The sequence below is a fragment of the Dethiosulfovibrio faecalis genome (assembly GCF_021568795.1).
GTDB lineage: Bacteria > Synergistota > Synergistia > Synergistales > Dethiosulfovibrionaceae > Dethiosulfovibrio > Dethiosulfovibrio faecalis.
In genome coordinates, this window is record NZ_JAKGUE010000001.1 from 251,402 (window position 1) to 273,589 (window position 22,188).

Annotated in this window: 22 protein-coding genes and 1 tRNA gene; 22 read left to right on the top strand and 1 reads right to left on the bottom strand. The window is 50.7% G+C overall.

Translation table 11 applies throughout. The features are described from left to right. The 22 genes from L2W58_RS01295 to L2W58_RS01395 all read left to right on the top strand — a co-directional run bounded on the left by L2W58_RS01295 (position 1) and on the right by L2W58_RS01395 (position 20,509). Positions 1 to 627 (top strand): V-type ATP synthase subunit D, encoded by a 627-nt coding sequence (locus L2W58_RS01295; RefSeq protein ID WP_236101177.1) that lies wholly within the window; start codon positions 1 to 3, stop codon positions 625 to 627. Then, the gene (locus L2W58_RS13195; protein WP_420827977.1) at positions 624 to 1,088 is read left to right on the top strand and encodes a 23S rRNA (pseudouridine(1915)-N(3))-methyltransferase RlmH; all 465 of its coding nucleotides are present in this window, start codon (positions 624 to 626) and stop codon (positions 1,086 to 1,088) included. Before L2W58_RS01295 ends, L2W58_RS13195 begins: the two co-directional genes overlap by 4 nt. Positions 1,089 to 1,105: 17 nt before the next feature. Continuing rightward, positions 1,106 to 1,423 (top strand): YbaB/EbfC family nucleoid-associated protein, encoded by a 318-nt coding sequence (locus tag L2W58_RS01300; protein WP_420827978.1) that lies wholly within the window; start codon positions 1,106 to 1,108, stop codon positions 1,421 to 1,423. Then, positions 1,423 to 2,034 (top strand): recombination mediator RecR, encoded by a 612-nt coding sequence (recR, locus tag L2W58_RS01305; RefSeq protein ID WP_236101181.1) that lies wholly within the window; start codon positions 1,423 to 1,425, stop codon positions 2,032 to 2,034. The genes L2W58_RS01300 and recR overlap by 1 nt, the downstream gene beginning before the upstream one ends. Positions 2,035 to 2,078: 44 nt before the next feature. After that, the gene (locus L2W58_RS01310) at positions 2,079 to 3,242 is read left to right on the top strand and encodes a PIN/TRAM domain-containing protein (RefSeq protein WP_236101183.1); all 1,164 of its coding nucleotides are present in this window, start codon (positions 2,079 to 2,081) and stop codon (positions 3,240 to 3,242) included. Next, positions 3,239 to 4,387 carry a 2-C-methyl-D-erythritol 2,4-cyclodiphosphate synthase gene (ispF, locus tag L2W58_RS01315; protein WP_236101184.1) on the top strand — a complete coding sequence of 383 codons (1,149 nt, stop codon included), beginning with the start codon at positions 3,239 to 3,241 and terminating at the stop codon, positions 4,385 to 4,387. The genes L2W58_RS01310 and ispF overlap by 4 nt, the downstream gene beginning before the upstream one ends. Positions 4,388 to 4,451: 64 nt before the next feature. Beyond that, positions 4,452 to 5,927 carry an IMP dehydrogenase gene (guaB, locus tag L2W58_RS01320; RefSeq protein WP_236101186.1) on the top strand — a complete coding sequence of 492 codons (1,476 nt, stop codon included), beginning with the start codon at positions 4,452 to 4,454 and terminating at the stop codon, positions 5,925 to 5,927. Positions 5,928 to 5,969: 42 nt separating this feature from the next. Beyond that, complete coding sequence (locus L2W58_RS01325) at positions 5,970 to 6,164, top strand: hypothetical protein (RefSeq protein ID WP_236101187.1); 195 nt, start codon at positions 5,970 to 5,972, stop codon at positions 6,162 to 6,164. A gap of 122 nt (positions 6,165 to 6,286) precedes the next feature. Continuing rightward, entirely contained in the window at positions 6,287 to 6,832 is a 546-nt protein-coding gene (locus L2W58_RS01330) for a ribosome maturation factor RimP (RefSeq protein ID WP_255700289.1), read from the top strand. Next, positions 6,833 to 7,933 carry a transcription termination factor NusA gene (nusA, locus tag L2W58_RS01335; protein WP_236101190.1) on the top strand — a complete coding sequence of 367 codons (1,101 nt, stop codon included), beginning with the start codon at positions 6,833 to 6,835 and terminating at the stop codon, positions 7,931 to 7,933. Positions 7,934 to 7,990: 57 nt separating this feature from the next. Then, positions 7,991 to 8,248, top strand: a complete 258-nt coding sequence (rnpM, locus tag L2W58_RS01340) for an RNase P modulator RnpM (RefSeq protein ID WP_236101191.1) — start codon at positions 7,991 to 7,993, stop codon at positions 8,246 to 8,248. Next, positions 8,241 to 8,573, top strand: coding sequence for a hypothetical protein (locus tag L2W58_RS01345; protein WP_236101192.1), 333 nt, complete (start codon positions 8,241 to 8,243; stop codon positions 8,571 to 8,573). The genes rnpM and L2W58_RS01345 overlap by 8 nt, the downstream gene beginning before the upstream one ends. After that, the gene (gene infB / locus L2W58_RS01350; RefSeq protein WP_236101193.1) at positions 8,566 to 10,527 is read left to right on the top strand and encodes a translation initiation factor IF-2; all 1,962 of its coding nucleotides are present in this window, start codon (positions 8,566 to 8,568) and stop codon (positions 10,525 to 10,527) included. The genes L2W58_RS01345 and infB overlap by 8 nt, the downstream gene beginning before the upstream one ends. An 85-nt stretch (positions 10,528 to 10,612) precedes the next feature. Then, positions 10,613 to 10,999, top strand: coding sequence for a 30S ribosome-binding factor RbfA (gene rbfA, locus L2W58_RS01355; protein WP_236101194.1), 387 nt, complete (start codon positions 10,613 to 10,615; stop codon positions 10,997 to 10,999). After that, on the top strand, positions 10,968 to 11,930 hold the full coding sequence (locus L2W58_RS01360) for a DHH family phosphoesterase (protein WP_236101195.1): 963 nt from the start codon (positions 10,968 to 10,970) through the stop codon (positions 11,928 to 11,930). The genes rbfA and L2W58_RS01360 overlap by 32 nt, the downstream gene beginning before the upstream one ends. Before the next feature lie 10 nt (positions 11,931 to 11,940). Further along, positions 11,941 to 12,861: a tRNA pseudouridine(55) synthase TruB gene (gene truB / locus L2W58_RS01365; protein WP_236101196.1), complete on the top strand. Its 921-nt coding sequence runs from the start codon at positions 11,941 to 11,943 to the stop codon at positions 12,859 to 12,861. Beyond that, the gene (ribF, locus tag L2W58_RS01370) at positions 12,858 to 13,826 is read left to right on the top strand and encodes a riboflavin biosynthesis protein RibF (protein WP_236101197.1); all 969 of its coding nucleotides are present in this window, start codon (positions 12,858 to 12,860) and stop codon (positions 13,824 to 13,826) included. Before truB ends, ribF begins: the two co-directional genes overlap by 4 nt. Beyond that, positions 13,817 to 13,892 (top strand) — tRNA-Arg (locus tag L2W58_RS01375). Before ribF ends, L2W58_RS01375 begins: the two co-directional genes overlap by 10 nt. A 336-nt stretch (positions 13,893 to 14,228) precedes the next feature. Then, positions 14,229 to 14,633 (top strand): DUF1850 domain-containing protein, encoded by a 405-nt coding sequence (locus L2W58_RS01380; protein WP_236101198.1) that lies wholly within the window; start codon positions 14,229 to 14,231, stop codon positions 14,631 to 14,633. 27 nt (positions 14,634 to 14,660) lie between these two features. Next, entirely contained in the window at positions 14,661 to 16,619 is a 1,959-nt protein-coding gene (locus L2W58_RS01385) for a TRAP transporter permease (RefSeq protein WP_236101199.1), read from the top strand. A gap of 117 nt (positions 16,620 to 16,736) precedes the next feature. Next, positions 16,737 to 19,511: an isoleucine--tRNA ligase gene (gene ileS / locus L2W58_RS01390; RefSeq protein ID WP_236101201.1), complete on the top strand. Its 2,775-nt coding sequence runs from the start codon at positions 16,737 to 16,739 to the stop codon at positions 19,509 to 19,511. Beyond that, positions 19,487 to 20,509 carry an RluA family pseudouridine synthase gene (locus L2W58_RS01395; RefSeq protein ID WP_236101204.1) on the top strand — a complete coding sequence of 341 codons (1,023 nt, stop codon included), beginning with the start codon at positions 19,487 to 19,489 and terminating at the stop codon, positions 20,507 to 20,509. The genes ileS and L2W58_RS01395 overlap by 25 nt, the downstream gene beginning before the upstream one ends. On the opposite strand, the gene L2W58_RS01400 is transcribed toward L2W58_RS01395, so the two are convergent. Continuing rightward, positions 20,433 to 22,148, bottom strand: a complete 1,716-nt coding sequence (locus tag L2W58_RS01400) for an Rqc2 family fibronectin-binding protein (protein WP_236101206.1) — start codon at positions 22,146 to 22,148, stop codon at positions 20,433 to 20,435. The genes L2W58_RS01395 and L2W58_RS01400 overlap by 77 nt on opposite strands. Between the last annotated feature and the right edge of the window lie 40 nt (positions 22,149 to 22,188).

Below are 22,188 nucleotides of genomic sequence, written 5' to 3' on the forward strand. Positions count from 1 at the left end.
ATGAGCCAGTCCTCCGCCACAAGAGACCGACTTCTAGAGGTATCGAGCAGGATAAAGGATATCGCCTTTGGAAAAGGGCTTTTGGAGAAAAAGAGAGATGCCTTTATCCGCGCTATGGAGGGGGAAAAGAAACTCTTCTACGAGCTTCAGGACCAATATAGAAAACTCTGCAGCAGTATAGCGGCGATATACGGTCTGATCAGGGTCTATGAAGGTTCTCACACCATAGATCTTCTAAGGCTTCAGCATCCCCTTCTAAATCTGAGGCTCTTCAGGGAGTCGCTTATGGGGTGTCGATACACCAGGTTCGAATCAGAACCCTCGGAAATCGAGCATCGGTTTAGATTGGACATGGATCCGGCTTTATCGTCGTTGTACATAGAGGAGCTTCTGTTCCTGCTGGAACAGGCCGAATCGATGTTGTGGCGCTATATAACGTTGAGAAGCAAGATACAGGCCTTCGAGAGGGAACTGAGAAAGACCAATCTGAAGATAAACACGTTGGAACACTCGCTTTTGCCGTCTCTATCGGAAGAGAAGAAGAAGATTCTAGAGGTGTTGTCCGAGAGAGAGAGACAGGAAAGATATGCCATTAAAAAACTAACCGGAAAGAAGAAACGTAAATGAAGTTATCCGTTTTGGCAGTAGGCAAGCCCAAGGACAAGTCTATCCTCAAGGGGATTGACTCTTACATAAAGAGAACAACACCTCATCTGCCGATATCCTTGGATTATCTTCCGGATGGGAGAGGTCTTTCTCCGGAAAAATCTACGGAAAGGGAGAGTAAAGCCATTCTCAGATATCTTACGCCTCGAGATCACGTGGTCCTTTTGGACGAGAAGGGGTCGACAATGACCAGTCGGACCTTTTCGTCCTATTTGTTTTCCAGGTTGAAATCGGCTCATGGGAGGTTGGTCTTTATCATAGGAGGTCCTTTCGGTTTCAGTGAAGACGTTCGTAAAAGAAGCGATGAGATGTTATCATTATCTCCGATGACCTTGACCCACGAGATGTGTTTGTTGTTTTTTTCTGAACAGATATATAGAGCCTTAATGATATCTAAGAACACGTCGTATCATCACGATTGATCTGTGGAGGGATTTATATGAAAATGAACAACATCATGAAACAAGCTCAGAAGATGCAGGCCCAGATGCAGAAGGTGCAGGCTTCGTTGGCAGATGACCGCGTCGAGGGGAACTCCGGTGGGGGGATGGTCACCGCTATCGCTAACGGTCACGGTGAGGTTCTTTCGCTTAAGATATCTCCTGAGGTGGTGGACCCCGAGGATATCGAGATGCTGGAGGACCTGGTTCTGGCGGCGGTGAACGAGGCGGCCAGAAAGGGACAGGAACTGGCTCAGAAAAAGATGGGGCAGATAACCGGTGGTCTGGGAGGTGCCCTAGGAGGGCTAGGACTCTAATGGCTCTCCCTGGACCTTTTGAACGGCTGATAGGTCTTTTGAAGAGACTTCCCGGAGTCGGAGAGAAGAGCGCCAGAAGGATGGCGTTCTTCGTTTTTCAGGCTCCGGAGGGATATTCCATGGAATTGGCTGACGCTATCCTGTCTTTGAAAAAAAGTCTATCGGTATGTGAGATATGTGGTAATTTAACGGATAGACAGCCCTGTAATATATGCTCCGATCCCTTAAGAGATCGTTCTATCTTATGTGTCGTGGAAGGGATAGAAGATCTTCTCAGTATCGAACAGGCCGGGGTGTACGATGGACTTTACTATGTCCTTGGAGGCACCGTCTCTCCACTGGACGGAGAGGATCTCCCGGAAGGGAGTCTCGATGGGTTGATAAACATGATAGAGAGGGGGAAGGTCTCCGAGGTTATAATAGCCACAAATCCCCGGGTAGAGGGGGACATGACCTATCACGCCGTCCTGTCCGCCCTGAAGGGTATGTCGGATCTCAAAAAAAGCAGGCTCTCTTATGGGCTCCCTGTTGGAGGAAGCATAGAATTTGCCGATAGGGTGACTCTCCATGCCGCTATGGATACCAGAATTTTTGTCTCCGGAGAAGATTGATCTTAATGAATAATTAGGTATGATATCCAGGAAGGGGTGATTTTATGACGGAAGGACTCATAAAAATAATGAAATTCATCTGCAGGGTTCTGTTGGCTCTGTTGGGAGGAATGGCAGGTTATCAACTGGCCTTCGCTATAGTTCCACATCTGTCCGAGTGGATTGGGACCGATCGTTTTTTAAGTAAATTTGCTCTTAGTGGTATCTGCGTCTTTATATGTGGTTCAATCGGCTTTTTAATAGCTCCGTTTTTTCTTCGCATACTCGGCCTTATAGGGACTCTTTTCGAGAAACATCTGCAAAGCACGAAATGGCAGGATATATCTGCTGCCACGACTGGACTTTTCGTCGGTCTTCTGCTGGCCAACCTGGTGGCGATGCCTTTTTCCGGTCTTCCCGTAGGACCTTATGTAGCGGTATTTCTCAATATAGTGATAGGTTACGTTCTGGCTAGGCTGTTCGTTAAGAGACAGAACGATATCAGGGGGGTATTGGCTCCCTTCGTAGGTCTCAAACAGAAGATAGCCTCTTTCAAGGGCAAGGGCAACGAGGTAGTTATAGAGGACATGGAAGGGAATACCGCCATGTCTATGGCCATACCGGGGAAGATACTGGATACGAGCGTGATAATAGACGGTCGAATATTGGATATAGCCAAGACCGGTTTTCTAGAAGGCGCCATCATTCTTCCTCGCTTTATACTGACCGAGCTTCAATCCGTAGCGGATTCCAAGGATCCCAACAAGAGAGCCAGAGGACGAAGAGGTCTCGATGTCGTAAAGGCCTTGCAGAAGATCTCATTTTTGGAAATCGTAATAACCGAGGTCGGTTTGAAGGATCTGGATGCCGATTCGGTGGACAGTGGCTTGATCGTTTTTGCCCAAAAGATAGGCGGGAAGATCCTCACTACGGATTACAACCTGAACAAGGTAGCACAGATCAGGGATATCGTGGTTCTCAACGTAAACGATCTGGCCAACTCACTGAAACCCTCTCTTTTGCCGGGAGAATCGGTGGTCGTCGACGTCATCAGGGAAGGGAAGGAACCGCAACAAGGGGTAGGCTATCTCGATAACGGGACAATGTTGGTCGTGGAGGACGGAGAGAACTACATCGGCCACAGAGTAGAGGTCGTCGTGACGTCTATGCTTCAGACCTCCGCCGGTAGGATGGTTTTCGGAAGGATAAGAAGAGAGGTCCGCGAGTGAGCGAGTGGGCTTTTATTATCATGGCTGCCGGCAGCGGCAGCCGACTTGGTGGAACACCTAAACAGTTCAGATCGCTTGGAGGTCGCCCCATGTGGGAATGGTCCTTCGATTTGGCTCGTAACCTGGGGATCGAGGAGATAGTTCTCGTTCTGCCGGAGGATTGGGACGATAGGGTATACCCTGTGAGGACCAGGGAAGGGCTGTCGATCATAAGGGGTGGCCGTACCAGATCCCTTTCCGTTAGGAACGGAATCGCTTCGGTTAGGTCAAATAAGTTGCTGATTCACGATGGGGCCAGACCCTTTGCGAAGATCTCCATGTGCGAAAGGATCATGTCCGCTGTGTCGCGGGATACTGGAGCTATCCCTTTGCTGCCGGCAAGGGACGCATTAAAGAAGGTCTCCGTCGACGACGTCGTGAAGACCATGGATCGTTCAGATATCAGAATGACACAAACCCCTCAGGGTTTTCCCAGGGAGGGGCTGTTGAAGGCGTTGTCTCTCTCGTCGGAAGAGGCCAGAGACGAAGCCGAACCCTGGATTTCCAACGGTGGCGTCATCGTCCCTGTCGAGGGCGACGAGATGAATTTTAAGGTCACTACCGAGGGGAATTGGGAGATGGCCACCTGTTTGGCCGATAGAAACTCGGCCGGAGAGATAAGAACCGGAATAGGTTTCGACGTCCATCCGTTGGTGCCGGGTCGTTCTCTTGTCCTAGGCGGTGTGCCGGTTTCCTCGCCGATGGGGTTGGAGGGACATTCCGACGCCGATCTGATATGCCACGGTATTTCGGACGCAATCCTGGGAGCGGCGGGGTTGCCCGATATCGGCCGTCTTTTCCCGGCCTGCGATGACGCTTATAGGGACGCTGATAGCTATGAGCTTCTACGAAAGGTAGTCTCCAAGGTGGAGGAGTGCGGATGGTCGATCGTCTGGCTTGACGTCGTTTTGCATGCCCAGTTACCCAGAATCGGTGAAACCGTGATCGACATAACCAGGAATCTTGATTCCATATGGAACGATGGGGTACGTAGAGTCAATCTCAAGGTGAAGTCGGGAGAGGGCGTCGGATCGGTAGGATCGGGGCATTGTATGATGTGTTACGCGGTCGCTACGATAAAAAAACACATTCATGGGGTTGCATAAAGCGGCAAATCCACTATAATGCTCACAATTTACGACTAACCCGATAAAATATGAGGAGGCTGTCATGGATATTTCTAAAAAATTCGCGCCCTATGACGGTTTTACCTTCGACGATGTGTTGATAGAGCCTCGATACAGCGAGGTCCTTCCGTCGGAGGTCAAAGTCGAGAGCTGGCTTACGCCGGAGATAAAGCTTAACATACCCATATGCAGTGCGGCTATGGATACCGTTACGGAAGGTCGCTTGGCTATCGCCGTGGCTAGAGAGGGCGGGATTGGTATAGTCCACAGAAACACGCCCTTGGAGAAGCAGGCCAGAGAGGTGGACAAGGTAAAAAGATCCGAGTCGGGGGTCATCGTCGATCCTTTTTATCTTCATCCCGAGGATCATCTGAGCCAGGCTCTTGAGCTGATGTCCCATTACCATATATCGGGAGTTCCGATAGTAGACGATGGCAAAAAACTGGTAGGTATAATAACGAACAGAGATCTCCGTTTTATCCGTGACTATGATCAACCGATATCCGAGGTAATGACCTGGGAAAATCTGATCACCGCTCCGGAGGGGACCACCTTGGACGACGCACAACATATATTGATGTGCCATAAGGTGGAGAAGCTTCCGATAGTCGATTCCGGTGGGGTCCTGAAGGGACTTATAACCATAAAGGACATCCAGAAAGTCAAGGATTTTCCCAACGCAGCTAAGGATCCGTCCGGAAGGCTTAGGGTCGGAGCCGCTGTCGGAGTGGGGGCAGACGTCTACGACAGAGTGGACGCATTGGTAAAGGCTGGGGTAGACGTGGTCGTAGTAGATACGGCCCATGGCCATTCGATCAAGGTCCTGGATACGGTGGAAGCTATACGCAGAAGACATCCGAATTTGCCTCTTATCGGAGGAAATATCGCCACAGCTGAGGCCGCTAAAGCCCTTATAGACAGAGGGGTGCAGGCGGTCAAGGTCGGAGTGGGTCCCGGATCGATCTGTACTACCAGGATAATAGCTGGCATAGGGGTTCCTCAGTTGGCTGCTATAATGAATGTAGCGTCCGAAGCGACCCCTAGAGGGGTCAAGGTTATCGCCGATGGAGGCATACGCTATTCCGGAGACGCGGTAAAGGCCTTGGCTGCCGGTGCCGATTCGGTCATGATCGGCTCCCTTTTGGCAGGAACCGAGGAAAGCCCGGGAGAGGTCATCATCTATCACGGCAGGTCCTATAAGAGCTATCGTGGGATGGGATCCCTGGGTGCTATGAAGGGCGGATGCAGCAAGGACCGTTATTTTCAGGAAGGTGCAAAGGAAAACAAACTGGTCCCAGAGGGGATCGAAGGATTGGCAGCCTACAAGGGGTCGGCGGGAGACGTTATCTTCCAGATGACCGGTGGCATTCGCTCAGGGATGGGTTACGCCGGAGCCTCCGATATCGAAGATCTGCATCGTCATGCTCGTTTCGTAAAGATGACCTCCGCCTCGGTCAAGGAAAGCCATCCTCACGACGTCGTAGTTACCAAGGAAGCTCCGAACTATTGGGTCGATTGATCCTTACGGGCTTTGACTAGATAGACAAAGGGGGGGAGTCCCTTGATTTCCAGAGATTTCCATTACTATAAGAAGATCAATATGGATGGTTCTTCACTGTTCTTCGGATTGGACGATCTCGAAGGTCTGGAGGAAGAGGTCTTCGCAGACCAGGAAATCCGTCTTATACCGGAAGAGGATTTTACCGCTACGGTGGACCTATGGTGGGGGGATTTCCTCTCCGATGTCTCAGAATAATCTTGTTAGGCATAGTTATGCGTGATATACTAATTCAGACGCTGGGTCGAATGTCCTGGACCGAGAAGAGTGGGCCCCCCCACTCTTCATTTTTTATGTAGTTATATAAGGAGTCGAAAAGCATGGAGGGGAAAAACTTCCCTAAAGAAGAAATACGTAAAATCGTCGAAAGCTTAGGTTACGAATTCGTCGGTCTCGAGGTGAAAAAAGAATCTGCCGCCTCTTTCGTCAGAGTTTATCTGGATTCTCTGGGTGGAATATCCGTGAGGGACTGCGAGATTGTCTCCCGAAGGATCAACAACTGGCTGGAGGAATCCGGAGAGGATCTTCTCGACGAACGCTATTATCTGGAGGTTAGTTCTCCCGGTTTAGAGAGACCGTTATTGAGTTTGGACGATTTTCGCCGTTTCTCGGGGAAAGAGGCATCCATCCGTTTTAACGAACTCGTAGAAGGACGTCGTCGTATAAACGGAGTCATCTCGGTGTCTCAGGATGATTCTATAAGAGTGGAGAACGAAGACGGTGTATTGGAGTTCCCTCTAGAAGCAATCCTCTCAGCTAAGTTAAAATATGTTCTCGAGAAAAATAAAAAGCCCAACAACACCAGGAAGAAAAAAGGCACGAAAAAGAAAAACAAGAGTAAGAAAGTACGTGAGGAGGATCAGTAGATGCAGCTGGGGAGCGATTTTATTCGAGCTTTGATGCAGCTAACGGAGGAGCGTAATCTCTCGCAATCCATAATTCTGGGCAGTATTGAGGCGGCCCTGGCTTCGGCTTATAAGAAATACAAGGAAAAAAACCTTGAGCCCGAGGTGAAGATAGACGGAGAGACCGGAGACATCTCGATCATGGAGATCAGACGGGTCGTAGATGAGGTGAGAAATCCCGATGCGGAGATAACTTCGGAGGACGCTGCAATCCTGGGTTTCCCTGGGCTGGTCGAGGGAGACGTGGTCAAGACAGAGGTAGAGATCGCCCCTGAGAGTTTCGGACGTATAGCGGCTCAGACCGCCAGACAGGTGATAATTCAGCGCTTGAAGGATGCCGAGAGGGAGATCATCTTCAACGAGTTCTCCGAAAGGGTAGGAGATCTCGTCAACGGTGTCGTGTTCAAGGCCGAAAACGACCAGATTCTCGTCCGTATAAGCGAGAGGACCGAGGCAATGCTCCCCAGGGAAGAGCGCATAAACGGAGAAAACTACGAATTGGGCTCTAGGATGAAATTTTACCTGTTGGATGTTCGCCAGACGACCAGGGGTCCTAGAATCGTGGTCTCCAGAACCCATCCGGGGCTATTGCGCCGCCTTATGGAGCTGGAGATACCGGAGATCCGAGACGGAGTGGTCGAGATACATGGGATCGTTCGGGAGGCCGGAGCCAGGGCCAAGGTTGCAGTGACCACCTTGGATCCCAATGTCGATCCTGTCGGGGCTTGTGTCGGAAACGGTGGCTCCAGAATCAAGACCATAAGCAACGAGCTCAACGGAGAAAAGATCGACGTGGTAATATGGAGCGATGATCCTCTTCAATATATAAGAAATACCCTTTCTCCCGCTAAGGTGGTCAGGGTAGAGCCGGTTTTGGAGCAGGAGAAATCCGCCAAGGTATTTGCCCGTCCCGATCAGCTTTCTCTCGCCATAGGAAAGGCGGGACAAAACGTTCGTCTTGCTGCCCGTCTTACCGGGTGGAAAGTGGACATCAATCCCCTAGAGGCTCCGGAAAAGGATTCGATGCCTACTTTGCAGGATTTGTTCGAGGATATCCCATAAGAGGCGAGAGGTTGTAAAATAGTGGTGGTTCCCAAAAAGAAATCGAAGAACCCTAGGATGTGTCTAGTATGTCGTAGACACGACGTACCCGCGAACTTTATTCGTGTAGTTCGTCGTCCCGACGGAACCGTCGTCGTAGACGATTCAGGAAGGGTCAACGGTCGAGGGGCATATCTATGCCCCTCCAGTCGCTGTGTTCAGACGGCGTTTCGTCAAAAACGTCTGGATAAAGCCCTCAAGGTAAGGGTGCCGGAGGACATTTACCTTCGTTTGCTTGATAGGGTTAGGGGCTTGGAGGATAGCGACGATGCCTGACCTCTCGTGGATGTCCTTTTTAGGGCTCGCCAGGAGGGCGGGGGTCTTGGTTATAGGACAGGATAACGTCTTCGCCGTCTTACAAAAGAACAAAAAAAACTACGTCGTGATAATGACTTCCGATAGATCCGATGCCGTAGCCAGAAAGGCTAAAAAAGAGGCCTTTTCTCGCCATAGTTTTTTTCAGTTGAGGACGATAGAGAGAGAAAAACTAGGCGAGGCCATAGGGTTGGCGGGTTGTCAAATTGTAGCCCTCCCCGAAGGAGAAGGGCTTACCGATGCCGTAATTTTGCGATTAAAAGAAGGGGGAGAGGCCATTGAGTAAAATCAGGGTCTACGAGCTTGCAAAGATGCTGGAAATGAGCAACAAAGAGCTTATGGAGATACTGCACGATATGGACGTGGAGGCTACGAGCCATATGAGTTCTTTGGACGTGGAAACGGCTCAACAGATTGAGGATATAGTGAAAAATTCCTCTGGTAATGAAAGAAAAACCTCCAGAAAAGAGGATAAACCTAGGGTAGGAATCTCCGTTCCGGAAGGATCTTCCATCAAGGAAGTGGCGGATATTCTCAAGGTCTCCCCTGCAGATGCCGTAAAGACCCTTATAGCTCAGGGCGTGATGCTACCTGCATCGGCACAGGCCGACGATTCGGTGTTGGCCATGCTCTCGGATGCTTACGAGGTCGATATCGAGTGGGCCGTCGAGGTCGTCGACGAGGAACCTCATAAAACCACGTTGAAACCGGAACTTAAGGGCAAGAACCTTCAGCCAAGAGCCCCTATCGTGACGGTTATGGGGCATGTCGATCACGGCAAGACAACCCTTCTGGATACCATCAGGAACACGAACATAACGGCTAGGGAAGCTGGCGGAATAACGCAGCATATAGGGGCTTCCAGGGTTAGCCATGATGGCAAGGATATCGTCTTTCTCGATACCCCGGGACACGCCGCTTTTACCTCCATGAGGGCCAGAGGTGCTCAGTGTACCGATATCGCCATTTTGGTGGTGGCAGCCGACGATGGTGTAATGCCTCAGACCATAGAAGCCATAAACCACGCCAAGGCCGCCGGAGTTCCCATAATAGTGGCGGTCAACAAGATGGATAAGCCTGGAGCCAATCCCGACAGGGTCAAACAGCAGCTCAGCGATCAGGGACTGATTCCCGAAGATTGGGGCGGAGACACCATAATGGTCCATGTCTCGGCGAAGTCCGGCGAAAACATAGACCAGCTTTTGGAGATGATCCTTCTCGTCGCTGAGATGGAGGAACTCAAGGCCGATCCGACCGTTTCTCCCGAGGGAGTCGTCGTAGAAGCCGAGTTGGACAAGGGCAAGGGCTCGGTTGCCACGGTTCTGGTTCAGCAGGGAACCCTTAAAAGAGGGGACATCGTGTTGCTGGACTCCTCCTGGGGAAAGGTTCGGGCCATGATAGACGCATCGGGCAAACAGGTGAAGGCAGCCGGCCCCAGCACTGCGGTGGAGATCCTGGGGCTTAACGAGGTTCCTCAGCCGGGAGAGCGTTTCTTCGTGGTGGAAAACGAAAAGACCGCAAGGGATGCTATCGCGGCCAAGGAACAGGAGAAGCGCCTGGAGGCTAACAAGATGGCTCCCAGGATGACCCTGGAGGAACTCTACAGCAAGATGCAGGACGGCGAGACCCCCATGCTGAACTTGCTGATCAAATGTGATGTCCAGGGAAGTATAGAGGCTCTTACCGGTTCTTTGGACAAGTTGACGACCGATGAGGTCGGAATAAACATCGTCCATACCGGTGTGGGTGGATTGTCCGAGTCCGATATCATGTTGGCATCCGCATCGGACGCCATAGTCATCGGTTTCAACGTTCGTCCCGACGCCAACGCCAAGAAAATGGCGGAGAAAGAGCACGTCCAAGTCCGTCTCTACCGGGTTATATACGATATTATCGATGACATCAAGGCGGCCATGGAGGGAATGCTTGCTCCGGACATAAGGGAAAAAATAGTCGGTCAGGCGGAGATAAGGGAGATCTTCAAGGTTCCCAAGGTGGGAAAGGTCGCCGGATGTATGGTGACGGAAGGCTCCGTCAAGAGGGGGTCGAAGGTCCGGTTGATAAGAGACAGAGTGGTCTACTGGGAAGGAGAGCTTTCCGCTCTCAGGAGGTTCAAGGACGATGTTGCCGAGGTGACCTCCGGTTACGAGTGTGGAATGAGCTTCGCTAAATTCCAGGATATAAAAGAAGGCGATGTCGTAGAAGCCTACGAACTGATAGAGGAAAAGAGAACCCTATAGTAACGGGGACTGTCCGCCGGAGGCCGCATCGCTGGACCTCCGGCGAATACTTTCGAAATTATCATCGATAAGTGAGGTGATTCCTATGGCGGGATTTCGAATAGAGAGAGTCAACAAAGAACTTCAAAGGGAAATATCCCGTCTCCTGGAGTTCTCCGTAAAGGACGAAAATGCCAAAAGAGCGGTTATAACCGGGGTCGACTGCGCTAAGGACTTGAAATCGGCAAAAATCTATTTCACGACTATTTCTCAGGAAGATCGTCGTTCTGTCTCGGAGTCCTTGAAAAAAGTGAGAACTTTCCTCAGATCCTCCCTCGCTCAGAGTTTGAGGATAAGGACGGTTCCAGAGTTGCGTTTCATCTACGATACGAGCGGAGAATACGGGAGATCTATCGACAGACTTCTAGATATGGTGGTAACTCATGACGAGGACTCCGATTATGTCGAGGGTGACGATGGAGAACGAGAATAAGGCCCTCTTGATTACCACCTTAAAAGATAGCGATATTTGGATATTGGTAAGTCACGTAAAGCCCGACGGCGATACTCTGGGGTCCGCAAGCGCTCTTTTTAAAATAGGTCTGTCTTTGGGAAAGGATGTTCGATGGTACGGCAAGGATCCTTTTCCCGAGCGCTATCGTTTTTTATTCGCCTCCGAGCGTTATGAATCGGTCCAATCCCTGCCGGACATCCCAGAGCACTCCGTAGTTATCGCTTTGGACGTGAGTACCCTCGATAGAGGAGTAGAAGGAATGTCTAAAGGGGAAAAACTGGTGGTTATCGACCATCACGGCGATAACGCCAGATTCGGGGATATCAACTTGATAGAGGATGTCTCCTCGGTCGGGGAGATGATCTACCGTTTGGCAGGAGATCTGAACGTGTCGATCTCGGCCGATATGGCAGAGTCCATATACGTGGCGATAGCTACCGATACAGGTGGCATGACCTTTTCCAACACCGGTGGGAAGACCCTGAGAATCGTGGCCGATCTTCTTGATTGTGGGTTGCCCCTTCAGCGCGTCGTAAGGATGCTTTATCATAACGACACGGTTGAAAGACTTCATCTTTGGGGACGGGCATACGAACGTGTGGTTCGACTAGATGGTCTGTGTTATTCGTGGTTGTACGATGCGGACTTCGAGGAGACCCATACAGAACAGGACGATACGGAATCGTTGGTCAACTCTCTTATGAAAATCAAGGATACCAAGGTCGCTGTATTGTTCGTCGAAAACGATAAAGACGTGAAGGTAAGTCTTCGCTCCGACGGTAGTTTGTCCGTCAGAGAGATAGCTCATCTATGGAACGGCGGAGGACATCCATGTGCCTCCGGATGCCGATTGACAGGTCCCATGGACGAGGTGATCGCCCGTGTCCTCGACTCGATTTACAAACGGTAGAGACGGCTTTTTGATAATAGATAAACCCGAGGGAGTCAGAAGCACCGCCTGTGTCTCCGCAGTAAAGAGGGTTTTCGGCAGAGGCGTCAAGGTGGGGCATGCCGGTACGCTGGATTCCACGGCCCAAGGGCTGCTGATCGTCCTGGTCGGGAAGGCCACCCGTCTATGTCGTTACGTTATGGATCTGCCAAAAAACTATCTGGGAATCGTCAAGTTCGGAATGAAGACCTCCACCGACGATGGAACCGGAGATATCCTGAGCTCTATGGATGGTGAACTCTCTATCGACCGGAGATCATTGGAATCTTTAGTGCCATCCTTTTTGGGAATAAGGATGCAGCGCCCTCCCTCCATATCGGCCTTGAAGGTCGACGGTCGGAGAGCTCACGTCGTATCCAGATCGGAGAAGTTGATGGCGTTACCGTCGAGACCGGTCTTTATAACCTCCTTAGAAGTTCAGGGGGTTTTTGCCGATAAAGGAGAGGCCGTCATAGAAGTGGTCTGTCATAAAGGCACCTATATAAGGAGTATCGCCAGGGACATGGGAGATATGTCCGGATATGGGGCCCATCTGAGCTCCTTACGCAGAATCTCTACCGGGCCCTTTGACGTATCGGATGGGGTGTCCTTTTCGGAGGAGATGGACTGTCTCGACAAAGAGGTGCTCTCGCAATTCCTGCTTCCTGTGGATTTCATATCCCGAGCTTACAGGAGCTATGAGATAACGAGGCATGAAGATCTTGGATCTCTCAAGAATGGACTTTCTCTTCCCCTTTCCACGCTGAGGCCTATAAAAAACGATAAGGCCTGGTGCTGCTCGAGGGCTGTAGTCACAGGGGAAGGTCTTCTGTCGGTATGCAGGTTCCGTTTTGAGGACGACCGTTGTTATCTGGTTCCTGAGACCAATCTGCTGCTGGAGAGTCCTTCATGATAGTCGTTCTGGGGGCCTTCGACGGCTACCACCTAGGGCATCAGAGGCTTTTCTCCGTCGCATCCTCCATGGCCGAGAGGGAATCCTGCGGATGGGCGGTAGTCTCTTTTACCCCTCATCCCAAGACTGTACTGATGCACGAAAGAGTCTCCTTGCTCTTCACTGAGGAAGAAAAAATCCTTTTGAGAGAAATACTGTCCATCCCGACGATGATACAGTTTCCCTTTACCTCTCGGCTTTCCTCGATGGACCCGGAGGATTTTTTTTCCTACATGGATAGAGAGATAGGCGTCTCTGGTGTAGTCGTAGGGGATAATTTCAGGTTCGGGAGGGAAAGAAGGGGAGATGTCGGCACCCTTTCGGAGATATGTAATGCCAAAGGAATTCCGTTTAGTTCAGTGCTTCCGGTTACCATCGATGGTTCCGTGGTAAGCAGCACCTCGATAAGGGATCTAATCTCTAGGGGCAAGGTTTCGGAGGCCTCGACTAGACTAGGTTATCCCTTCTTCATGAGAGGTCACGTAATAGAGGGATGCAGAAGAGGACGGAAGATGGGGGTTCCTACTGCTAACCTATCCTTCCCGTCCACTAAGATAATTCCCAAACCAGGAGTGTACGCCGGTGCTGCCTATCTGGACGGCGAATGGTGCCCTGCAGCCATCTCGATCGGAAATAATCCCACGTTCGGCGATATATCGGAAAACAGGGTAGAGGTCCATATAATCGATAAAAACGAAGATCTCTACGATCAGACTCTATACGTTCTGTTTTTCGATAGGCTCAGATCCGAACGACGTTTCCCCGATCCCGAAAGGCTCGCAAGTCAGTTAAAGGACGACATAAAGAGGACCAAGGGAATTTTCGGGGGTAAAAGCGATATCCTTAGACCTTTTTATAATTCCTCGGCCTTGAATTGTATGATATACCGTGGTACAATTCCCTTCGTTCCAGGTGCGGGCCTGTAGCTCAGAGGATAGAGCGACGGCCTCCTAAGCCGTAGGTCGAGGGTTCGAATCCCCCCAGGTCCGCCATTTGATTTTGATATCGCTGAATAGAAGGGTCTCTCCTTAGGGGGAGGCTCTTTTTTCTTTATCTGATCTTTGTCTGAACCTTTTTCGTGGTGGTTGGTTTATCAAATAAAACGATAGGCCATATAAGCGGTTTTCTTTTTTCTGATTAGATAAAAGGGCGTATCTTTTTAGACTACTCCATTGTGATTAGCTCCCTGAGGCGCTATAATTTGTAAATGCGTTCACCTGTGAATGGGGGGAGGGGCGATAATAACGATCAGAAGGGCTGCTTTATTTATAATATGTGTTTTTTTAATTTATTTTGTGTGTGTCGACGTAACCGTAATATCTCTAGCGGTGGGAGAAGAGGTCCTGGTCGACGAATATATGTATCCCGGAAGCTTGTTCGAGACCGGTTATATTCACTCTGTTCAAAAAACCCCGGTGGAGGACGTCTACGTCGTTGTCGATGGAAAACTGTGGCTTTGGGAGGAGCGGGTGGTCTCTCACAACGCAGGTCTTCCGTCGGAATCCCCTTATCGTGGGTATTATCTGTCGGATAAAGAGTGGATGCATTTTTTCGGTGGACGCTACAGCACAAAGAGGTATATGCTGAGAGTCGGAGATGATGTGTTGGGGCGAAACGTATGCCGTTTTTACGGTCGGCCCGACTGGATCGATCTGTTCGATATCGTTCCAGGTAAAAGATGCGTAGTCTCTGTAGAGACGAAGCCTTTTTTGACGACTCTCGTGGGGATGTGAAGTTAAAGATAAGAGGGAGGGGTTTGTTTGAGCGACGTCTTAGAGGGAAAGATCGCCGAGGAAAATCAGACCATTGATCTCGACGATCTGAGAAAAAAATTCGATACCGAGGCTAGATACAGGGAATTAGGGGATTGGCAGGGTATGTTGATAACTATCCTGGCGGTCTCTATGTCCGCGTTTCACTTTTATACCTCGGGTTTCGGGCTTTTGCTTGCCCTTCAACAAAGGGCGGTACACTTGGCTTTCGTCATGGCCCTGGTGTTCCTGCTTTATCCGGCAAGGCAGAGCTCTCCCAAGGATAAAATTCCCCTGATGGATTTCGCCTTGGCCGCAGTGGCAGCTTATTCCGCTCTTTACCTGGTGATAAATTTCAACGAACTAGTCAACAGGGCGGGGCTTCCGACTCAGATGGACATAGTTATGGGCTTTGTCTGTATATTGCTTTTGCTAGAGGCAACCAGAAGGGTGTCCAGTCCAATATTGCCCTGCATAGCTATTTTCTTTCTCATCTACTGTTTTTATGGGAGGGCCTTTCCCGAGCTTTTTCAGCATAGGGGATTCAGCATAAAGAGGATCATCAACCATATGTACCTCGGGACGGAGGGGGTTTTCGGTATCCCTCTCGGGGTGTCGGCGACCTTCGTCTTTATGTTCATATTGTTTGGCTCAGTCCTTGAGCAGACCGGACTCGGAAAGTTCATCATCGATCTGGCCATGGCTCTGGCCGGACATAGCACCGGTGGTCCCGCCAAGGTCGCGGTTTTGAGCTCCGGACTTATGGGATCGATATCCGGTTCCTCTGTGGCTAACGTATGTACTACAGGTATGTTTACCATCCCATTGATGAAGAGCGTGGGCTATCAGAGTCATTTCGCCGGAGCGGTTGAGGCGGTTGCATCTACCGGAGGACAGATAATGCCACCGGTGATGGGGGCGGCGGCTTTCATAATGGCTCAGTTTCTTGGTATTCCCTACATACATGTGGCTCTCGCTGCTATCGTTCCGGCCTTGCTTTACTACTTTGCCGTTATGATTCAGGTCCATCTGGAGGCCAATCGACTTGGTCTGAAGGGACTTCCCAAGGAACAACTGCCTAAATTGGTTCCCCTTCTGAAGGAAAAGGGGCTTTTGTTGCTTCCCATAATCGGGATCATCTATTTCCTGATAGCCGGATATACTCCCCTGAAGGCCGCTTTTAACGGCATTCTTATAAGCATAGCCGTGTCTTATTTCAACAGGGATACCTGGCTTACCCCGAAGAAGCTGGCAGCAGCGTTTGAAAACGGAGCCAGAGGCGCTATAGGAGTGGCCTGTGCCTGTGCTACCGTAGGTATAATAGTCGGGACAGCCACATTGACCGGACTGGGCCTTAGAATAGCCAGCGCCGTAGTCGCCATCGCTGGCGGCAAGCTCCTTCCAACCCTGCTCCTGACCATGGTTGCATGTATACTTCTCGGGGCCGGGTTGCCTACGACTGCCAACTTCATAGTCACGAGCACCATGTGTGCACCAGCTTTGTTCCAGTTGGGAGTCGCTCCTATCGCGGCCTATATGTTCGTCCTCTACTTCGGTATAGCAGCGGATCTAAGCCCGCCCGTCGCGTTAGCAGCCTATGCCGGAGCTGGAATAGCGGGAGCCGATCCGTTTAAGACCGGGGCGACGGCTATAAAATTGGCCCTGGCGGGTTTCCTGGTTCCCTACATATACGCGTACAATCCGATATTGGTTTTGGTTAATTTCACTTTGGGAAGATTCGCCATGTCAGTTGGCACGGCCGTGCTAGGGGTGTTCCTGCTGGGGATGAGCACCGTCGGTTTCTACAAATGTCCCATGAACCCGGTCTTTCGTATAGTCGCTTTGTCCGGTGCTCTCTGTCTGTTGATACCGGGTATTTACAGCGATTTAGCCGGACTCTCCGTTTTGGTGGTGCTGCATATTCTTCAAGCTGCTAAAGCGAAACGGTTGAACGCTTCCGCCGCCTAGAGACAAAAAACATCACGTATCGTCCCAGTTAGGGACGATACGTGATACAATTTTATTGTTCTATTTTGCGCCGCCTCTCCCGGGGCGGCATTTCCGTATTGAGAGGTGACCTGGTTAATGTCGAAAGATTTTAAGGAGACTTTGTGTCTACCTAAGACCGATTTTCCCATGAGGGCCGGTCTGGCCAAGAAAGAGCCCGGTTTTATAGAGGGTTGGGAAGAGATCGATCTCCATTCGCTGATGTTGAAGAAAAACGAGGACAAGCCTTCCTTTATACTGCATGATGGCCCTCCTTATGCCAACGGTGATATCCACATTGGGACGGCTTTTAATAAAATTATTAAGGATTTTATAGTTAAATTTAAGTCCATGCGAGGCTACAGATGTCCCTATATTCCAGGTTGGGATACCCATGGCCTCCCCATAGAGCTGAAGGTACTCAAAGGTGAGGGCGTCGACAAGGATTCTATCGATCCGGTGGAGCTTCGCCGTCGCTGCACCGACTATGCCCTTGGTTTCTTGGATTCCCAGCGCTCCCAGTTCAGGCGTCTCGGCGGTGTCGGCGATTGGGAAAATCCTTACATAACCCTGAAGCCCGAGTACGAGGCTGCACAGATAGGTGTCTTCGCAGATATGGTGGAGAAGGGATTAGTCTATAAAGGCCAAAAGCCCGTATATTGGTGCATCGACTGTCAGACGGCTCTGGCCGCTGCTGAGATCGAGTACGGTGACGAGTCTTCCCCGTCGATTTACGTGGCCTATTCCATGCCGGACGTAGCCGAAAGGATCCCCGAGGTAGCAGGGAAGGACGTCAACGTAATAGTATGGACGACGACTCCCTGGACCCTGCCTGCGAGCATGGCTGTAGCCATTCATCCTTCCTACGAATATGTCTTCGTCCCTTCGGGGGACTCGGTTTACCTTCTGGCCAAGGCGTTGATAGGCGACGTAGAGAAGGCCACGGGAATGACCTTTGGAGAGCCACTCGCTACGGTTAAAGGGGCGGAGCTGGAGAAGGTCGAGGCAGTTCATCCTTTCTACGAGGACAGGAAGACCCCCGTCCTTTTGGCCGATTACGTTGTCCTTGATACTGGGACGGGCTGTGTCCACACGGCTCCGGGACACGGAGTCGAGGACTACGAGACAGGTGTCAGATACGGCATAGAGGTATATAATCCGGTGGATCCGACCGGAAGATATCTTCCAGAGACCCCTTTAGTCGGCGGTATGACTCTGGACGAAGGTGCCTCGTTGGTTCTGAAGACCTTGACCGACAACGGCAGGCTTTTGGGACAGCTTGAGATACTTCACTCATATCCTCATTGCTGGAGATGTAAGAAACCGGTGATCTTCCGTTCCACCGATCAATGGTTCGTAAACGTGGCTCAGTTCCGTCAACAGGCGTTGGACGTCATAGAGAACGAGGTCAAGTGGATTCCCGATTGGGGCAAGGATAGGATCTACAACATGGTGCGGGATCGCTCGGATTGGTGTATCAGTAGACAGAGGGTATGGGGAGTGCCTATCCCGGTCTTCTACTGCCAGGATTGCGGAAAGATGTTGCTGGATCCCGATGCGATAAGACTGGTTCAGGAAAAGGTCAAAGAGAGGGGCGGAGATGTCTGGTGGCAGGAGTCGCCGGAGGAACTGCTGGGCGACCTGTGCAAGTGTCCCTCTTGCGGCAGCGGCAATTTGAAAAAAGAGAAGGACATCATGGACGTGTGGTTCGATTCCGGCATCAGCCATTTTGCGGTTCTGGAAAATCGTCCGGAACTTTCCTGGCCGGCGGACCTTTACCTCGAGGGCAGCGATCAGCATAGAGGATGGTTCCAGACCTCTCTGTTGACCTCCGTCGCCACCAGAGGAGTAGCTCCCTATAAGGCTGTCTTGACCCACGGTTTCATCGTCGACGGTAAGGGAAAGAAGATGTCGAAGTCCATCGGTAACGTCGTGGCTCCTCAGGAGATCATAGATACCAACGGTGCCGATATACTGAGACTCTGGGTAGCCTCGACCGATTATAAAAACGACATTCGCATCTCGAAAACGATCATAAGGACCTTGAGCGAGGAGTACAGAAGAATAAGAAACACGGCTCGCTTCCTGCTGGGGAACCTGTGTGATTTTAACCCGAGTACCGATTCCGTTTCGGAGGCGGAGATGTCCTCTTTCGATAGGTGGATCCTGTCCAGGTTGAACAGGCTTATTAAGAGGGTTACGAAGGGATACGATTCCTACGAATTTCACATCCCGACCGTATCTATCCATCAATTCTGCGTAAACGAGTTGGGCTCTCTCTATCTCGATGCAGCCAAGGACTCTCTTTACGCAGACACCCCGAACTTCAAGGGCCGCAGGGCTATTCAGACCGTCATGTGGAGGATCGTTACGGCTTTGTCTACCATGCTGGCTCCCGTGCTGAGTTTTACGTCCGAGGAAATATGGCGGGAACTCAGAAAGATCGACGAGTCTCTGGAGAGGAGCGTTTTCCTGGCAGATTGGCCCCTCTTCGAGGAAAGAGCCGACGATGAGGACCTTGAGAAAAAATGGAGTGCCGTGATAAAACTAAAGGGCGCCGTCAGCAGGGCACTGGAGGCTTCCAGAGGCAGGGGCGAGATCGGGCAGTCCCTGGAGGCCGCCGTATCGGTGGTGAAGCCGGACGGAGATATCTCCGACTATCTTTCTCGAGAAGATTGGGAGTACGTGACCATAGTATCGTCCTTCAAGTGGGTGGATAAGGAAGGAGACGGTTTCGTCGAAGATCAGGATACGGGATATAAGGTCCTGGTGGAGAACACCCCAGGCGAGAAGTGTCCTCGTTGCTGGAAATACGTTACAGAGGTAGATGAAGAAGGTCTGTGTCCCAGATGCCAGAGCGTAATGAGAGGCTAGACCCGATAAAATCATTAGACGAGGAGAGCCTGTCCGATCAAGGACAGGCTCTCTCGGCCTGTCCTGAAGAAGAGGAGATACTGGTTCCCTCGGATATGGACGGTGTTCGTCTGGATGCCTTCTTGTCCGATTTCCTAGGCGTCTCCCGAACCTTTATACAGAGAGTGATCAGAGACGGTTACGTGAAGGTCTTTCAGGGAAAGAGAGTGAAACCGTCCAGGCCGATTCTGGCGGGAGAGTCTCTAAGGTTCAGGCTTCCGCCTCCACAGAGGATGGACCTCGTCCCCGAACCGGTCGATTTTTCCGTCGTCTACGAGGACGACGATATAATCGTCGTGGATAAGCCTGCTGGAGTGGTTGTACATCCGGCTCCCGGACATTGGAGGGGAACCTTGGTGCACGGTTTGCTTTACAGCTATCCCGATATAGGCACCATAAACGATGTGGTCCGGCCTGGTATAGTCCATCGACTTGACTCGACTACCTCCGGTCTCTTGGTCGTAGCCAGGAACACCGAGTCCTTGAACGAACTTCAGCGTTCCTTCAAAGACAGGGAGGTGGGGAAGTTCTATCTGGCCTTGTCCGATGGGCGTGTCGTCGGAGAGAGGATTTCCTTGGACGCTCCTATCGGAAGGGATATACACAACCGTTACAGGATGACCGTGACGGATGACGGCAAGGACGCCCGTACGGATGTCTACCCTCTCTGGAACAGAGGAAGATACTCTTTTCTGATATGTGAACTGCACTCGGGGAGGACCCATCAGATAAGGGTGCACCTCAGATATCTGGGCGCACCCCTGGTGGGAGATGAACTTTATGGTTTTAGGAAAAAAGTCAGGAAAAACGATTCCCTTCTGGAGGGGCGAGTTTTTCTCCATGCCTGGAAGCTCGTATTCCCTCATCCTAGGACGGGCGAGATCATGAATTTTCGTTCCGTTCTTCCTCTAGAGCTCTCGTCGGTTCTTTCAAGAGTTCTCTCCATAGGCCGGAATTGACCGTTATGGAGTCGCTGTTTTTATAGGTTACCTGCGCCGGTCCGGCTCCCTGTATATGACGGACGTGTTTTCTCCTCGTGTAGTCCACCGAAGAGCTGGGGAGGTTGGCTCCCTTGGAATAATAGACGGATAGGGATGCACATATCCTTATCGCCGTATCCAACAGAACTTGGTCGTGGGGGGGGGCTTTTAATATGACATGGCTTCCCGGCATTTCATGTATGTGGAACCATATGTCTTCCGGCCCGGCCATACGGAAGGTCACGTGACGATTTCCTCTCTCGTTCATGCCTACCAGGATAAGACTGTCTTGGAAGTCATACCGTATATATGGAGGTTCTTTATCCTCTTTACTCTTCTTGCGTCTTTTATCTCTCGTGGCGTCGTCGCTTTTTCCCGATATTTCCGAGACCATCTGTCGGAGGAGGCCTATGTCTTCGATTCTGTCCAGATTATCCAGCTCTGCCTCCATTTCCTCTTTCTCTTTAAGTACCTTTTCCCTGTGTGCGAGTACCGACTTTTCGTCGGAGGCGTACTTTTTGTATTTCTTGAAGTATGTAGCGGCGTTTGCCGACGGGGAGAGATCGGGGTTGAGTTTCACCGACAGCCTGATTTCTCGTCCCTTTTCGTCCCAATAGGGTAGTTCCATTTCCGGCGTCCTAGGCGGTATCACATGTAGGTTAGACAGGATGGCCTCTCCCTTTATACGAAAAACCTCGGCTTTGTCTATCATTTTGAGCTGGCTAGACACTCCTTCGATGTGTCGATCGAGGCTTTTTATCCTCTTGGAAAGTCTTTTTTTGCCCTCCGATATCAATTTGGATCGAACCTGTTCCAGGGCTTTCCAAAGAGATATATGCCTAAAGACCTCTATGGCCCCTCCTTGCCGAACTTTTCCCGACTCCAGAGGACGAGGCCATATGGAGGTATAATCTCCTATGTCCTGGACGATCCCCTCGCCGTTTAACATCTTCTTCAGATCAAAAAAAACCTCGTCCTGGGTTAGCGATCCTTTTTCGATCTCTATCAGTAGTTTTTTAGACAGCTTTTTGCCTATGCCTATCGGTTTTCTTAGATAATCTATGATGTTCAATCTCTCTATGCCATCGGGCGATATTCCCTGTACTGGCGGTGGAGATACGTAGGTTTGCCCTGGGAGCACGCTTCTGTAGCGGTTTACGTCCGGATGCACATGTCTGGCAGGCTCTATTATGGTTCCCTCCCTGTCCAGAAGAATTACGTTGCTCAGCCGCCCCATAAGCTCTATTATCACGGTGTATTCGTTCTCTATCCCCGCCCCCACGAACCGTCTTATGTCGATGGCTATTACCCTGTCCATCTTTTCCTGACGGATGCTCTTTATTCTTCCTCCCGATAGATACTTGTTGAGTGCTAGAGGAAGCCCGCCTCGGATCGGTTTTAGCTCTCTGCATAAAAACGCCTGTTTCGTAGAGAGAAGTGTCGCCCCGAAGTTTTCCTGTCCCCAAGATATAAAAATGTTTTTATCCCTCATTCTGAAGAGAATCCAGTCCTTACCGCCCTCTATTTTTGAGGTCGATTTTCCCTCCAACAACGAAGAAAGCTCTATCGAAAGGGCACGAACCAGTTCTGGGCCATATCCCATAAAATCACGCTCCATCCTCGATTTTTTGCCGTAGGATGTTAGGGTAATCCTTTTT